Source organism: Pseudomonas sp. NY15437 (assembly GCF_048068435.1).
Taxonomy (GTDB): Bacteria; Pseudomonadota; Gammaproteobacteria; order Pseudomonadales; family Pseudomonadaceae; genus Pseudomonas; species Pseudomonas nitroreducens_B.
Map to the genome: position 1 here is coordinate 297335 of NZ_JBLUQC010000005.1, position 14720 is coordinate 312054.

Sequence of the window (14720 nt, forward strand, 5' to 3'; positions counted from 1 at the left end):
TCCTTCCGGGGATGGATGAATCGGTTATCGGGATCTGGCGAAGCCCAACGCCTCGTGATACCGCCAGCCCTGCCTACTGTCGGGGGCGCTGACGGTGGCGAAGCGCTTGGCGCTGTCTTTCAGCGAGAGGCCTTGCTCGTCTGCCTGAACGCGCAGCAGCTCCAGCAGGTCATCCTGTCCCCAGCGGCCAATGCGTGGGCCGAGTTGGCGCTCCAGGTCGATGCGTTGCAGCAGGGAGTCATCACGGATGTATTCGTCTTCACGCTGCTGCTTCGACGCCTTCACGTAATGCAGATGCAGGCTGTCGCCGTCCTCGTCGGGCAGCAGTGCCAAGGTGGTTTGCCGGTACTGGCTGTCGTCGCGGAAGCGCTGTTGCTGCGGCAGCGCCCAGGTGAGCGCGGCGCGCGGCGATTGCCAGGCACTGGCGGCATTGAGTTCGCCAGCGTTGGGCTGCATCGCGTCGAGCAGCCGGGCGTGTTCCAGGTCCACCAGGCTTTCCTTGGGGCGCCAGTCGTTGCAGGGGCGGGGTTGAATGCGCGGGCACGCGGTGATGTGCCGGTACTCGTCCTCGCGCAGCAATTTGCCCAGCCGGTGACGGGTGAGACGGAAGGGTGCGCTGGCCAGTGGCGCATCGGCCTCGAAGCCCGGGCGCAGGTAGATGGCGCGGGGTTGGTCGTCGTGGCCACGCTCGGCCTCGAAATGCCGCAGGTTGGTGTCGAAGATGAAGATGTTCGGTGATTGGCAGGGTTGGTTGCGATGGCGTTGCACCCGCCCGGCCAGTTGGATCAGCGAGCGCATGGAGGAAGGCTCCACCAGCGCCCAGTCGTAATCGTGGTCGCGGCCCACCTCGCTGACAGGGCTGGCGAGGACGAGGAACAGGTGCTCGGTTTCGGCATGCCCATCCAGGGCCGTGCGAATGTCCGGCAGGCTCCACACGGCATCTGGGTTGCGGCGGTCCAGGGCGCGGTCCAGGCGCTGCTCGATGGCGGAGCGCAGCAGCAGCGGGAAGCGCGCATGGTAGACGCACAGATGGATGCGCATTCCCGGCGGCGCGCCCAGGCGCAGCAGCGCCAGCGCCACCTCGAACAGGGGCTCGATATTGGCCATGCGCACCAGCCCGAAACTCGCTCGCTTGCCGCTGTGTGGGCAGATTTGCCCGTGGGCCGTATGGGCCCAACTGGCCGCGCGCAGTACCTGCTCGGCGAAGGCGTGGCGGATCGCTTCCGTCTGCTGTGCTGGAATGTTTAACGGAATCAGCAGGCCGCAGCGACGTGGCCCGTCGTCGGCGATGGCTTGTCGCAGCGCCTTTACGCGTTTTTCGGTAAAGCGCGCATGGGCCGACACGAAGGTCTCGACCTGCGCACAGGCCTGCTCCTGCACGCCGAACTCGTCGACCCACAGGCAGGCGACCTCGGCGGCGCGCCCGGAGTGCGCGCCGCGGTTGTTCTGGTAATGCCGGCGGCCTGCGCGGTAGGCCTGGTACATGCCCTCCACCAGCGCTGGCGGCAGGGTGGCCGAACAGATCAGCACACGGCTGCCCAGCAGCCCCGCCCAGTGCACGAGGCGGGTAAGGGCGGGCAAGTCGGCGAGGTCGAAATCGTCCAGTTCATCGAGCACCAGGTCGGCGCTCATCAGCCGCAGCATCGGCGCTATCTGCCGCCCGGCGCGTTGCGCCTCGGTGGCGGGCATCAGGTGGTCGATGGTGCAGACCAGTAGCGGCGCCGACAGCAGCTTGCGGATGCTGGCGTCAGCCAGGGCTTTTGCCAACAGCGGGTGGTCGGCCGTGTGCCCTTCGTAGAACACATGGCTGTCTTCATCGAGCAGCGCCTGGATAGAGGCTGAACCCTCGGCCTCGGCCTGTTGCTGGTAAAACTCGAACAACGTGCGGTTGGCCGTACCGCCCACGAGCACGGCCAGCTCGTCGTCGTTCAGGCGCAGCTCCTTGCGGTAGGCGCGCCCGGTTTGCAGGGTGAGGGTGCGCAAGCCCAGGGCGAAGGTGCAGCGCAGGCCCTGTTGCGGGTCGGCCAGGGCATTCATGATGCGCGCGTTGGCAAGGGTCTTGCCGCAGCCGGTGGACGCCATGTTGACGATAAAGGCACCGTGCTCGGCCGCGCGTTCGCGCATGCTCGCCGCCGTGTCCGTGGCTTTGTCCTGCCAGGCGAAGCGCGGCGAGCCGCTGCGTTTGCGCAGGCCGCGGTGCTGCGCCAGGCGTGGCAGGTAGCGGGCGAAGCCGGGCAGACCGTGGACGATGGTGGCGCAGTCGCGGGCCACGCCCAGCAGGTGCTCATCCAGCGGTTGTTTCAGCCGCGTGTGCCCCTCGGCGTCCTGCCCGGTGTTGGCGAACAGCGCGCGCGTGTCGCTGCGCGCCGTGTCGCCTTTGACCCGCTGCGGCGCGCCGTGGGGCAGCGCGGAGTAGTGATGGTCGGCCAGCATCAGGCTCAGCCGCGCCAGGTGCATCACGTAGGGGTTGTCCAGCCAGTTACCCTGGCCGTGCTTTGCGTTCAGCTGCTGTAGGCGCGCGGCGAGCTTGCTGGCCTGGGCGCGCCAGCACGGCTGCGTGACGGGTAGGCCCTGCGGGAAGTGCCAATATGCCGGAAGAAGGTCGGCCGCCGCAGGTTGTCGGCGTTCGTTCCAGTCGGGGCCAACGGTCGCCAGTAGCCCGTCCAGTTGCTCGGCGGAAAAGGACGGATGACGTTTACCCAGCGCGTGTTGCTGGCCGGTGCGGTCGTCGTACACCGGCAGGGTCGGCAGGCGGTGGTGGCTGACCATAAGCCAGCCGATAGCGGCGGCTAACGGTGGCAGGCGCGCGAAGGGCGGCGCACCGTGAGCGGCGGCGCCGTCCAGGCCGTCGCGCAGCAGCCGCGACGGCGCTAGCCAGCAGGCGTCGTCCTTGTCCCTTGGGGCTGCCAGGCGTTGCAGCCAGCCCTCGTCATCGTCCGCGCCGACGAAGGCCTGGAACAGCCGCAGGGAAATCCATTCATGGCGCACCAGGTTGGCTTCCCGCACCGGCTTGCGCAGCCGCTGCTGGAAGGCCGCGCAGGCTTTGCCCAGGTCATGCAGCAGGGCGGCCATTTGGGCCAGCAGGCGAATGGCTTCGGCGTTGTGCCAGTCGTTTTCATCGTCGGCGCGCAGGATGGCGCGCTCGCTGCTGTTGGTCGGCACCGCGCCCTGGGCATTGAAGCGGCTGGCATCGCCGACGATCCACAGCAGTTCGCTGTGGTCCTTGCCGCGAATCCAGTGGCAGGCCACGGCGGTGTTCTTGCGTGCGCTCCTGCGCAGCAGACGGCGCAGGGTATCCAGGCCCGCCTGGGTGATCGGTGTTTGCCAGGTGCGTTCGCCACGGCGCTCAGCGAACTGGTCGAGCAGGCGCCGGCTTTCCTTGAGCGCACGCTTGTCGCACTGGCTGATCAGCAGGACGTTCATGGCGCGCGGCCTCCCAGTTCCTGGGCGACGGCCTTCACGGTGTCGATCATGAAGTCCAGCGCTTCGTGCCGGGCCAGCGCCTCGATGCAGGCCTGGCGGAAGTCCTGCTCCTCATCGCCGCGCATGGCACTGATAAACGCCTGCGGCAGAATCAGGGCATCCTTCACCAGGTCGGCCACATCGAATACCAGGCCGCCGCGCCGCGTCTTGCCGTGCAGCACGGCCAGGCCGTGGGGCAGGCCGAGCACCCAGGTGGCGGTGGCGCCCAGGCCATAGGCCAGGTAGTTGCCGTGATCGAGGAAACGGTTGGCCGGGTCGCTGCCGCTGCCCTGCTTGGCGCGGGTGAATTCGCCGTAGCCAGTGGCTTGAGCCGCCAGGCGAAACAACTGCTTGGTCAGCCGGGCCTCTTCGGTGAGCAGAAAGTCGTGATTGGCGGCGCCGTCGATGACCTCGCGCGAGGCCCGCAGCGCGGTGTCCAAGGTTGCGGCGTCGACGCCGAAGCCAGCGTCGCGCAGCGCGCGGTCTTCCAGCCAGGCCTGCTGTACCCGCTGTAGCCGCGCACGCTGGAAGGTCTTGGCGGCCTCCAGCCGGAGGTCGTTGTCGAACCAGAAACGTACCCAGTGCTGCAGATACTCGGTAGGCCGGTATTCGCTCTGCGGCGACAGCCAGGTCACCTCCACATCGACCTCGTTGGCACTGAACAACGGCGTCCCGCCGCCGCCGCAAAAGCCTACCAGCACGCCCGCCTTGGCCAGCTCGCGCATCGCCGCCTGGGTGATCGAGGTGCCGGTGCCGAGCAGCAGACAGGTGGTGTTGGCGATGGGGATGTTCCAGTACAGCGAGCGCTTGCCAGCGTCGGTGACGTACTCGACCCGGCCGCCGTTCACCAGCACCCGGCAATGTTGCAGGTAGTACAGATTGGCACGTTTGGAGTGGAGGATGGTTTTCAGGTCGGAAGCGGCAATGTCATCCATAAAACGGGAATTCCTCAGGCAATCCCGAGGAATCCTCGCAGTTGGCAATATGGGCATGGGCGCTTTGTGCTGGGAGAAATTTCCTTGATTGCCGGTAGGGCGTTGCGGTTTTCTTGAAGTTTGATCCCCCCTTTGAACGGGGTTATGGAAATCAATGGGTTACAACAAAGGCAGAAAAAAGCCGTGTGCGAGGGGAGGGGATGCCTGCGCTTGGTGCTGACAGGCGATGGGCATTACTGCAGGGTAGGCAGCTCAGAAACTCCAGGCATGGCGCCACCGAGCCACAGGCTCCGTCCACTGCCGTATAGGCAGTTTGTCGTGGAGCACGAGGCTGCCGCCAGGCTAAGCATGAGCAGCGGGCGCGACGGCGCTGGCAGTGACGGGGATTTTTATTGGCTGCCTGCGCGCAGTGGACAGGCTCAGCGGAGCGATCGTCCAAGCCTAGTTTTGCTGAGCTGCCTACTCGGCAGTGAACAAGGATGGCATCCAGCTGATACCGGTGAGCGATTTCTGAGCTGCCTACACGGCAGTGAACGGAAGCCGCGATGGAGCGGTACTGGCATATCGTTTCTGAGCTGCCTATACGGCAGTGAACATGTGCGGATGAGTCGCGCATTACGACAGCTGTTTCTGAGCTGCCTGCGTGGCAGTGAACCCCAGCCCCTCGCTCACCGCCTTGCCGTTGATTTCTGAGCTGCCTATGCGGCAGTGAACATCAACGGTGAGGGCACGCTGGTTGGCGAGCATTTCTGAGCTGCCTGTGCGGCAGTGAACGAGCCGGCGCTCTTGCTGCTGCCTGCGAAAATTTTCTGAGCTGCCTATGCGGCAGTGAACCGGCAGGCGATCGAGAAGAGCTACGACCAGATTTTCTGAGCTGCCTATGCGGCAGTGAACGTCGGATATGGCAGCTCGACCCCGACGCCCTTTTTCTGAGCTGCCTATGCGGCAGTGAACTGCTGATTGAGGGTTGTTCAGACGGCTGGGATTTTCTGAGCTGCCTATGCGGCAGTGAACCAGGTTGGTGATGAGGACGGGGGTGTCGACCGTTTCTGAGCTGCCTATGCGGCAGTGAACCAGCACCACTACCAGAACGCCACTCGCCAGCTTTTCTGAGCTGCCTATGCGGCAGTGAACTAGAGCTCCCGCCCGCCAACCCATTGTTGCATCGAGAATTTCTGCCGCAAGAGGGCGTAGTACCCTTTTTCTTTCATGCATCGTAACCGATTGATTTCAAAAGCCCGCCCGGAGGGCGTGGAAAAAGGGGGGGGAACGGTGTTTGGCAGGGCATCGGCTCGCGAGCATGGCCCGCTGCACGGGAACGCCGGGGTGGGATTCTGGCTAGGAGCTGTCTCCGTCTGGGAATACGTGCCAGGGATTTCCCTCTTCCTAGCCCTCTCCCTGAAGGGAGAGGGGACGCCCGTACCTGTCGCCTGAGCCGCCATCAGGGATTCATCCTTCACCCACAGCGTGGCGGTCGGGACTTCGCGGACAAGGTCCGCTCCTACGCGAGCACGCCGGCACTGGGCGGTTGACAGGGCTGCACCGTAGGGCGACAACTCGGCTGGAATCCCGCCTGCCAATCCAGAGGACAACCCCAATGCTGCTGCGCGCCCAGGCCTCGACCCTGCTGATCATCGACATCCAGGAGCGCCTGTTCCCGGCCATCCATGACAACGAGGCGGTGCTCGAGCACAGCGCCTGGCTGCTGGCCATTGCGCGTCGGCTGGGTGTGCCGGTGCTGGCCACGGAGCAGTATCCGAAAGGCCTCGGTCCGACCGTGCCGGCGCTGCGCGACGCGCTGGCGGAGGCCGAGGTGCTGGAGAAGATCGCCTTTTCCGCCGTTGCCGATCCGGGCCTGTTGCACCTGCCCGGCGGCGAGCGTCGGCAGTTCGTGGTGTGCGGCACCGAGGCGCACGTCTGTGTGCTGCAGACGGTACTGGGCCTGCTGGCCGAGGACCGCGAGGTGTTCGTGGTGGACGAGGCCGTCGGCTCGCGCCGCCCGCAGGACAAGGCGCTGGCGTTGGCCAGGATGCGCCAGGCCGGCGCGGTGATCGTCTCGCGGGAGATGGTCGCCTTCGAATGGATGGAACGCGCGGGGACGGAGGTCTTCCGCGAGATCAGCAAGCAGTTCATCCGCTGACCCGCTCGTCCCTCAACGGGTGACGAACAGCCGGTCGCTGAGGAAGTCGAGGAACACCCGCAGCTTCAGCGACATGCGCCGGCCCGCCGGCCACAACGCGTGGAAGCTGCCCAGGTGCGCGGTGTGTTCGCTGAGCACCTGGACCAGCCGGCCGTCATTGAGCGCGCTGCGCACCGCGAAGTCGGGCAGGCAGGCAATGCCCATGCCCTGGCTGGCAACGCTGATCAGCATGTCGGCGGTGTTGCAGATCAGCCCGCCGTCCAGGCGGGGTTCCGCATCTCCCGCCTCCAGTTTCAACGGCCAGCGCTGCACCAGGCCGCTGCTCGGGTAGCGGTAATGCAGGCACAGGTGCTGGCTGAGATCCGCCGGGCGCCGCGGTGTGCCGTACTGCCGAAGGTAGGCCGGCGCGGCCACCAGCAGCAGGCTGAAGTCGCCCAGCTTGCGCGCCTTGAGCCGCGAATCGCGCAACTCGCCGCCGCGCACGACGAGGTCGAACCCCTCTTCGATGACGTCCACCAGGCGGTCGGTGAAGTCGATGTCCAACTGGATGCGCGGGTAGCAGCGGAGGAATTCGGGGAGCACCTGCGGCAGCAGCCCCGCCACCAGCGGCATGCTGATCTTCAGGCGCCCGCGAGCCTGCTGGGTGGACAGCGCCAGTTCCTGCTCCGCCGCTTCGAGTTCGTCGAGAATGCGTCGGCAGCGCTCGAGGAACAGCTGGCCTTCGTTGGAAAGGCTCAAGCTGCGGGTGCTGCGGTGGAACAGACGCACGCCGAGGCGCTCCTCCAGCCGGGCGATGCTCTTGCCCACCGCCGAGGCGGAGAGCCCGAGCAGACGCGCAGCCTGGGCAAAGCTCAGAGTGTCGGCGACCTGGAGGAAGACGCGCAGGCCGTTGAGGCTGTCCATGGGCAGGTATCCGTGCGGGTGGGCAGCTATTGTGCCGCGCGAGGGGGAGACGATTACGGACATTGGCGTCCGTTATGTTCGGAATCCTAGCCTGTTTTTCCGCAATGGCGGGTTGTTTAGCGTGGGCTGGGTCTTCTTCGACACATGACGGACCCACCATGACCCCTTCCCACGACTTCCCCGAGAACAGCCCCGAGACCTCGCGCTGGCTGCTGTTGCTGGCCGCCAGCCTGACGGCGGTGCTGATCCCGCTGTGCTTCACCGGCCCCGCCGTGGTGCTGCCGGCCATCGCCCATGAACTGGGCGGCTCGGCAGTGGCGCTGAACTGGATCGTCAACGGCTACGTGCTGGCCTACGGCGCAGCGATGATGGCGGCCGGCAGCCTGGCGGACGTATACGGGCGCAAGCGCATCTGGCTGGTCGGCCTGGCGCTGTTCTGCCTGACCACGCTGGCGATCCCGCTGGCCGGTTCGGTGGCGCTCATCGACCTGCTGCGGGTGCTGCAGGGGGCTGGCGGCTCGGCGGCCTTTGCCGCGGCGATGGCGGCGCTGGCGCAGGAATTCGACGGGCCTATCCGCACCCGCGTGTTCAGCTTGCTGGGCACCACGTTCGGCGTTGGCCTGGCGTTCGGCCCGCTGCTGGCCGGCTGGCTTACCGACGGGCCCGGCTGGCGCTGGGTGTTCCTGGTGCCGGCGGCCTGTGCGCTGGCCTCAGTGCCGCTGGTCGTGCGCTTCTGCCGCGAGACGCGGGACCCGCACGCGCGCGGCCTGGATTGGCGTGGCGCGCTGAGCTTCACCGCCGCCCTCAGCCTGTTCACCTACGGCCTGCTGCTGGCGCCGGAGCAGGGCTGGGCAAGCCTGGCCGTGGTCGGCACGCTGGTGCTCAGCGCCATGTTGCTGGCCGTGTTCGTGGCGGTCGAGCGCCGCATCGAGCGTCCCTTGCTGGACCTATCGCTGTTCAGCCAATGGCGCTTCGTGGGCGTGCAACTGCTCGGCGCGTCGCCGGCGTTCGCCTATGTGGTGCTGATCGTGCTGCTGCCGGGGCGCTTCATCGGTATCGAGGGCCAGGGCGCGCTGCAGGCCGGCTGGACCATGCTGGCGCTGTCGGCGCCGCTGCTGGTGGTGCCCTTCCTCGCGGCGATGCTGGCCAAGCACGTGGGTGCCGGCAGCCTCTCGGCGCTCGGCCTGGTCATCGTCGCGGGCGGCCTGTTCTGGCTGGCGCGCAACCTGACGCAGGGCATTGCGCCCGATGCGCCGCTGCTGGTGATCGGCATCGGTATCGGCCTGCCGTGGGGGCTGATGGATGGCCTGGCAGTGAGCGTGGTCGAGCGTGAGCGTGCCGGCATGGCGACGGGCATCTTCAACACGGTGCGGGTATCGGCCGATGCGGTGGCCATCGCGGTGGTCGGCGCCCTGCTGGCAACGCTGATCGCGGCGCAGCTGGAGCCCCTGGGCCTGGCCAGCGGGGAGCGCCTGATGAGCGCCAACCAACTGGCCATCGGCAACCTGGCAGCGGTGGTCGAGCAGTTCCCGCAACTGCCGCCCGAGCAACTGCGCAGCGACTACGTGGCCGTGTTCAGCCGGGTTCTCGAGTGGCTGGGGGGCGTGACGCTCGTCGTCGCCGGGTTGGTGTTCGTGCTGCTGGGGCGGGAAAGGGCGCCGGGACTTGTCGCCGAGGCGTGAACGCGGGCTGACGGCGGATAACGCGTGCCGCGCTAGGCGCCCTGCGGGCGGACGCGACGGTGCTCCGGCTCGAGGAAGGTCCAGGCGACGAAGCGGCTCTGCTTCTGCCCCTGGGCCATGTCCACGGTGCGGATGCTGACGGCGCCGGCCTTCTTCAGGGCGCGGCGGAAGTCGTCGAGGTTGCCGGCCTTGGACACCAGCGAGCTGAACCAGCGCACCTGCCGGCCGACTTCTGCACTTTCCGCCGCGAGCTTGCGCAGGAAGGCGATCTCACCGCCCTCGCACCACAGCTCGTTGCTCTGCCCGCCAAAGTTCAGCTTGGGCAACTGGCGCGACGGGTCGAGCTTGCCAAGGTTCTTCCATTTGCGCCGGCTGCCGCTGCTGGCTTCCTCTGGCGATGCGTGGAAGGGCGGGTTGCACAGGGTGGCGTCGAAGCGCTCGTCCGCGCCCAGCAGGCCGCGGAAGATGTGCGTCGGCTCGTGCTGCTGGCGCAACTCGATGGCCGCCGCCAGGCCCGGGTTGCCGTTGACGATGGCGTGGGCGGAGGCCAGTGCGGCGGGTTCGATGTCCGAGCCGAGGAAGCGCCAGCCGTAGTCGCGGTGGCCGATCAGCGGGTAGATGCAGTTGGCGCCGACGCCGATGTCCAGCACGCGCACGTCCGGCCCGCGCGGCACGCTGCCGCCGTTGTCCTCGGCGAGCAGGTCGGCGAGGTAGTGCACGTAGTCCGCGCGGCCAGGGATCGGCGGGCAGAGGAAGCCGGCGGGGATGTCCCACTGGGCGATGCCGTACTGCGCCTTGAGCAACGCCCGGTTGAACACGCGCACCGCTTCGGGGCTGGCGAAGTCGATGCTGGGCTTGCCGTAGGGGTTGGTGATGACGAAGCGGCCCAGCTCCGGGCAGCCGTCGATCAGCGCCGGAAAGTCATAGTGACCCTGGTGCCGGTTGCGCGGGTGCAGCAGGTTCGGCCGCTTGGCGGCGGGGTCGCGCAGGGCCTGGGCGGGTTTCGCGGGGGAGGCGGGGCGTTTCGGCGGTTTCGACATGGGAGCGCGCGGGGGCTGGGAAGCGGAGGGGGATTTTCCCACAGATGGGCGCGTCAGCCGAGCAGCACGTTGCTCAGGCGGTCGAACAGCAGGCAGCAGAGCAGCAGCGGAATCGGCAGGCCGAGCAGGGTGCCGAGCATGTAGGGCCAGAAGCCGATGCCCGACAGCGCCAGGCTGTAGTTCAGCGTCGGCGAGGTGATGAAGGCGTGGCGCAGGAGGAACACGCTGCTGGCCGGGCGCTGGTCGAGGTGGCTGAACACCGCGCGCGTCAGCCTGTTGTTCAGCAGGCGCAGGCCGTTGCCGCCGACGGCGCGGATGACGACGAAGGTGAAGCCGCAGGAAAACACCGCCGCGCAATAGGTGATGAGACCGCCCCACAGCTTGCCCATGGCCAGCACGGCGGCGGCGAGGAACAGCAGGCCGGGGAAATGCAGCAGGTTGCCCAGGGCGAACAGACCGATGAACAGCAGCAGGCCGCGCAGGCGATGGTCGCTCAGCTCGGTGCGCAGGTAATCGAGGCTGAAGTCCTCGTGCAGGCCGCTGGCGCGGTAGAGCAGGACCAGCAGCGCGGCGAAGGCGAGCAGCAGGATCAGTCGGCGAAAGCGCCAGAGGACGGGCGGCACGGCAAGCATGGGGATGGGCTCAGGGGTACTGCAGGATGTCCTTGATCGTTGGCAGGTGCGCGGCGATCCAGCGCGGATCGATGGCGCCCCAGTCGCGGATGCGGTAGTGGCCGGCATTGTTGCGCTCGCCGTCGTGCTGCTCGAAGGCGCAGTCGATGTCCAGGTCGGCCAGTGCGGCCAGGGTGTCCTGGGCGGTGCGCCGGGGCATGCCGGTGGCCTCCATCAGTGCCGGGACGCTGGTGGCGGTGCCGCTGTCGATCAGCCAGGCGACGTAGAGACGGCGGTAGAAACTGCTTTTGGTCTTGCTCACTTCCATCGAGGCGCTTCCTTTTCGGCGGCTACAGCGGCAGCAGCCAGGGTACCAGCACAACGCTGACGATCATCACCAGAATCGTGAAGGGTACGCCAACCTTGACGAAATCGCCGAAGCGATAACGCCCCGGCCCCAGCACCAGGGTGTTCACCGGTGAGGAAATGGGCGTCATGAAGGCGGCCGAGGCGGCCAGCGCGACGATCATCGCGAAGGCGTCGGGCGAGGCGCCCAGGGCCTTGGCCGTGGCCACGGCCACCGGCGCCATGAGCACTGCGGTGGCGGTGTTGGAGATGAACAGGCCGATCAGCGCCGTCAGCGCGAACAGGCTGGCGAGAATGGCGTAGGGCCCGGCGCCGCCGAGGACGCCGACCAGGCCGTTGACCGCCAGGGTGATGCCGCCGGTCTTCTGCAGGGCCAGGGCGAAGGGCAGCATGCCGACGATCAGCAGCAGGCTCTGCCAGTGGATGGCGCGGTAGGCGCTGTCCATGTCGATGCAGCGGAATGCGCCCATCAGCAGGCAGGCGATCAGCGCGGCCATGACGTTGGGCACCAGGCCGCTGACCATCAGGATCACCATCACCGCCAGGCTGAACAGCGCGTGGGGCGCCTGGCTGGCGGCGGGGGCGGCCTCGTCCACTTCCATCGGCAGGCCGAGCACGAGGAAGTCGCGGCCGCGGCTCTGCAACTGGCGGATGTCCTTCCAGGGCCCGACCACCAGCAGGGTGTCGCCGACCTTGAGCTTGGCTTCCAGGAGCCCGTCCACCACGGCTTCGCGGTTGCGTCGCAGGCCCACCACGTTGAGGCCGAACTGGCTGCGGAACTCCAGGTCCAGCACGCTCTTGCCCAGCAGGGCGGACTCCGGCGGCAGCGTGACTTCGGCCATGCCCACCTCATGGGAGCGCTCGGTGAAGTAGTCGCCCTGCAGGCTCAGCGGCTCCAGGCCGTACTCGTGGTAGAGACCCAGCAGATCGGTGCGCTCGCCGAAGATATCCACCAGCAGCACGTCCCCGGCCTGCAACTGGATGTTGGCGTTGGGGCTGAGGATCTTCATGCGGAAGTGCGCGGTGCGTTCGATGGCCACCACGTTGGTGCCGGCGCGGGCGCGCAGCTCCACCTCGCTCAGGCTCATGCCCACCAGCCGCGAATCGTGGCGGATGCGCAGGCGGCGCTCGCGGCCGGCGAGCTGGTAGTCGCGGATCAGGTCGCCCAGGGTGCGCCGCTTGACGCTCTGCCCGGCGTCGCCGTCGTCCTCGCCCAGCCAGCGCCGCGCCACCAGCATGTAGCCGACGCCGAGCACCAGCACCACCAGGCCGAACGGGGTAAAGCTGAAGAAGCCGAAGCCCTGGCCGCCCTCGCGCACCAGTTCGCTGTGCACCACCACGTTGGGCGCGGTGGCGACCAGGGTGAGCATGCCGCTGATCAGCCCGGCGAAGCTCAGCGGCATCATCAGCCGGCGCGGCGAGACGTGCAGGCGCGCGGCGATGCTCAGCACCACCGGAATGAAGATGGCGACCACGCCGGTGGAACTCATCACCGAGCCAAGCCCGGCCACCGCGAGCATCAGCAGCACCAGCAGGCGCGTCTCGCTGGCGCCGGCACGGCGGGTGAGCCATTCGCCGATGCGGTAGGCCACGCCGGTGCGCACCAGGCCCTCACCGATGACGAACAGCGCGGCGATCAGGATGACGTTGGGATCGGCAAAGCCGGCCAGCGCCTCCTCCGCGCTGAGGATGCCCGACAGGGGCAGGGCGACCATCACCAGCAGGGCGACAACGTCCATGCGCGGACGGTTGATGACGAACAGCCCCACCGCGGTGGCGAGCAGGGCGAGTACCCAGATCAGTTGCAGACTCATGCGCTTCCCTAGCGAATTACCGGCGCCATTGTGCCCGCTGCGGCGAGCGCAATGCCTTGACCCGGTGCAGCTTAGCGAAGCCTGAGCCGCTGCGTATGGCGCAAGGCCGCGTCAGGGCAGCCGCGCGGCCGGGGTGATCTGCTGCGGATCGGTGCGCAGTTCGATCAGCGCCGGCCGGCCGCTGGCCTGGGCGCGTTCGAAGGCGGCGGCGAAATCCTCGCTGCGCTCTACCCGCTCGCCATGGGCGCCAAAGGCCTGGGCGAGGGCGACGAAGTCGGGGTTGCGCAGTTCGGTCGCGCTGATGCGGCCGGGGTATTCGCGCTCCTGGTGCATGCGGATGGTGCCGAGCATGCCGTTGTTGACCACGATGACGGTCAGCGCGGCGCCGTACTGCACGGCGGTGGCCAGCTCCTGGGGGTACATCATGAAGCAGCCGTCGCCGGCGAAGCACACCACGCTGCGCTGCGGGTCGCGCAGCTTGGCGGCGATGGCGGCAGGGAAACCGTAGCCCATGGCGCCATTGGTGGGGGCCAGCTGGCTGCGTGGCGCGCGGTAGCGGTAGAAGCGGTGCACCCAGACGGCGTAGTTGCCGGCGCCGTTGCTGACGACGGCGTCGTCCGGCAGGGTTTCGTTCAGGTACTGGACCACCTGCGCGAGGTCCACTCCCCGCGGTGGCTCGGCATAGTGCGGCGGAGTGACGTAGTTCAGGTGGTCCGCGCGGGCGGCGGCGGTCCATTCGGCCCAGGGCGTTTCGCCGAGCGGGTCGAGGCCGGCGAGGGCGGCGGCGATCTCCGGCATGCCGGCCTGGATGCTCTGGTCAGCCTGGTAGACACGGCCCAGCTCGCTGGCATCGGCGTAGACGTGGATCATCCTCTGCAACGGGCGCGGGCTCTGGATCAGGGTGTAGCCGGCGGTGGGCGTTTCGCTCAGGCGCGAGCCGAGCACGATCAGCAGGTCGGCCTCCTGCACCCGCGCAGTGAGCGCGGGCGAGGCGCCGAAACCGAGCTGGCCGACATACTGCTCGTCGCGGTTGTCGATCAGGTCCTGGCGACGGAACGAGGCCACCAGTGGCAGCCGGTTGGCGCGGGCGAAGGCGCGCACCTGCTGGCAGGCCTCCGGCGTCCAGCCGGTACCGCCGACGATCAGCAGCGGGCGCCGCGCCTGGCTCAGGCGCTCGCGCAGCTCGGCCATGGCGGCGGCAGCGGGCGCGGGGCGAGTGATCGGCGTCGGCGCCACGTCGGCGACCTGCGCGCAGCCGAACAGCACTTCCTCCGGCAGCCCGATCACCACCGGCCCAGGGCGCCCGGACTGGGCGACGCGGAAGGCGCGGGCGACGATCTCCGGAATGCGGCGGATGTCGTCGATCTCGGTGGCCCACTTGGCCAGGCCACCGAACATCTGCCGGTAGTCCACTTCCTGGAAGGCTTCACGGCCCTTGAAGGCGCTTTCCACCTGGCCGATGAAAAGGATCATCGGCGTCGAGTCCTGCATCGCCGTGTGCACGCCGTTGGCCGCATGGGTCGCGCCCGGCCCGCGGGTGACGAAGCAAATGCCGGGGCGGCCGGTGAGCTTGCCATAGGCATCGGCCATGTTCGAGGCGGCGCCTTCGTGGCGGGTGACGATGGTCTGGATATCGGCGACATCGTGCAGGGCATCGAGCACCGGCAGGTAGCTTTCGCCGGGGATGCAGTAGACGGTGTCCACCGCGTGCTGCTGCAGGGCATCGACGAGGATCTGGCCGCCGTTGCGGGCTGGAGAGTCTGGCAT

General features: G+C 67.8%; 10 protein-coding genes. 2 read left to right on the plus strand and 8 right to left on the minus strand.

Going from position 1 to position 14720, the window contains the following annotated elements:
* Positions 1–24: 24 nt before the first annotated feature.
* Together cas3f and cas1f are read right to left on the minus strand one after the other, a co-directional pair.
* On the minus strand, positions 25–3423 hold the full coding sequence (gene cas3f, locus ACNFIA_RS14605) for a type I-F CRISPR-associated helicase Cas3f (protein ID WP_416785933.1): 3399 nt from the start codon (positions 3421–3423) through the stop codon (positions 25–27).
* Positions 3420–4397 carry a type I-F CRISPR-associated endonuclease Cas1f gene (gene cas1f, locus ACNFIA_RS14610; protein ID WP_416785936.1) on the minus strand — a complete coding sequence of 326 codons (978 nt, stop codon included), beginning with the start codon at positions 4395–4397 and terminating at the stop codon, positions 3420–3422. Before cas1f ends, cas3f begins: the two co-directional genes overlap by 4 nt.
* 1597 nt (positions 4398–5994) lie before the next feature.
* Between cas1f and ACNFIA_RS14615 the strand changes: the two genes are divergently transcribed.
* Positions 5995–6537 (plus strand): hydrolase, encoded by a 543-nt coding sequence (locus tag ACNFIA_RS14615; RefSeq protein ID WP_416785938.1) that lies wholly within the window; start codon positions 5995–5997, stop codon positions 6535–6537.
* A 12-nt stretch (positions 6538–6549) separates the two neighbouring features.
* Here the strand turns inward: ACNFIA_RS14615 and ACNFIA_RS14620 are convergent, their stop codons facing one another.
* Positions 6550–7440, minus strand: a complete 891-nt coding sequence (locus ACNFIA_RS14620; RefSeq protein WP_416785940.1) for a LysR family transcriptional regulator — start codon at positions 7438–7440, stop codon at positions 6550–6552.
* Between the two features lie 158 nt (positions 7441–7598).
* Here ACNFIA_RS14620 and ACNFIA_RS14625 point away from each other — a divergent pair, with 158 nt between their 5' ends.
* Positions 7599–9122, plus strand: a complete 1524-nt coding sequence (locus tag ACNFIA_RS14625) for an MFS transporter (protein ID WP_416785943.1) — start codon at positions 7599–7601, stop codon at positions 9120–9122.
* A 32-nt stretch (positions 9123–9154) separates the two neighbouring features.
* On the opposite strand, the gene rlmF is transcribed toward ACNFIA_RS14625, so the two are convergent.
* From rlmF to ACNFIA_RS14650, 5 genes are all read right to left on the minus strand, one after another.
* A complete protein-coding gene (gene rlmF / locus ACNFIA_RS14630) occupies positions 9155–10162 on the minus strand; it encodes a 23S rRNA (adenine(1618)-N(6))-methyltransferase RlmF (RefSeq protein WP_416785946.1) in 1008 nt (335 codons plus the stop codon).
* 53 nt (positions 10163–10215) lie between these two features.
* The gene (locus ACNFIA_RS14635; RefSeq protein ID WP_259757002.1) at positions 10216–10794 is read right to left on the minus strand and encodes a VTT domain-containing protein; all 579 of its coding nucleotides are present in this window, start codon (positions 10792–10794) and stop codon (positions 10216–10218) included.
* Positions 10795–10804: 10 nt separating this feature from the next.
* On the minus strand, positions 10805–11101 hold the full coding sequence (locus tag ACNFIA_RS14640; protein ID WP_416785948.1) for a winged helix-turn-helix domain-containing protein: 297 nt from the start codon (positions 11099–11101) through the stop codon (positions 10805–10807).
* Positions 11102–11123: 22 nt separating this feature from the next.
* Entirely contained in the window at positions 11124–12953 is a 1830-nt protein-coding gene (locus ACNFIA_RS14645) for an SLC13 family permease (protein ID WP_259757000.1), read from the minus strand.
* 111 nt (positions 12954–13064) lie between these two features.
* The gene (locus tag ACNFIA_RS14650) at positions 13065–14720 is read right to left on the minus strand and encodes a thiamine pyrophosphate-binding protein (protein ID WP_416785952.1); all 1656 of its coding nucleotides are present in this window, start codon (positions 14718–14720) and stop codon (positions 13065–13067) included.

Bases quoted from the DNA above. Each gene is read 5' to 3' on its own strand.
- cas3f (WP_416785933.1), bottom strand. From the start codon at position 3,423: ATGAACGTCCTGCTGATCAGCCAGTGCGACAAGCGTGCGCTCAAGGAA.
- cas1f (WP_416785936.1), bottom strand. From the start codon at position 4,397: ATGGATGACATTGCCGCTTCCGACCTGAAAACCATCCTCCACTCCAAA.
- ACNFIA_RS14615 (WP_416785938.1), top strand. From the start codon at position 5,995: ATGCTGCTGCGCGCCCAGGCCTCGACCCTGCTGATCATCGACATCCAG.
- ACNFIA_RS14620 (WP_416785940.1), bottom strand. From the start codon at position 7,440: ATGGACAGCCTCAACGGCCTGCGCGTCTTCCTCCAGGTCGCCGACACT.
- ACNFIA_RS14625 (WP_416785943.1), top strand. From the start codon at position 7,599: ATGACCCCTTCCCACGACTTCCCCGAGAACAGCCCCGAGACCTCGCGC.
- rlmF (WP_416785946.1), bottom strand. From the start codon at position 10,162: ATGTCGAAACCGCCGAAACGCCCCGCCTCCCCCGCGAAACCCGCCCAG.
- ACNFIA_RS14635 (WP_259757002.1), bottom strand. From the start codon at position 10,794: ATGCTTGCCGTGCCGCCCGTCCTCTGGCGCTTTCGCCGACTGATCCTG.
- ACNFIA_RS14640 (WP_416785948.1), bottom strand. From the start codon at position 11,101: ATGGAAGTGAGCAAGACCAAAAGCAGTTTCTACCGCCGTCTCTACGTC.
- ACNFIA_RS14645 (WP_259757000.1), bottom strand. From the start codon at position 12,953: ATGAGTCTGCAACTGATCTGGGTACTCGCCCTGCTCGCCACCGCGGTG.
- ACNFIA_RS14650 (WP_416785952.1), bottom strand. From the start codon at position 14,720: ATGCCAGACTCTCCAGCCCGCAACGGCGGCCAGATCCTCGTCGATGCC.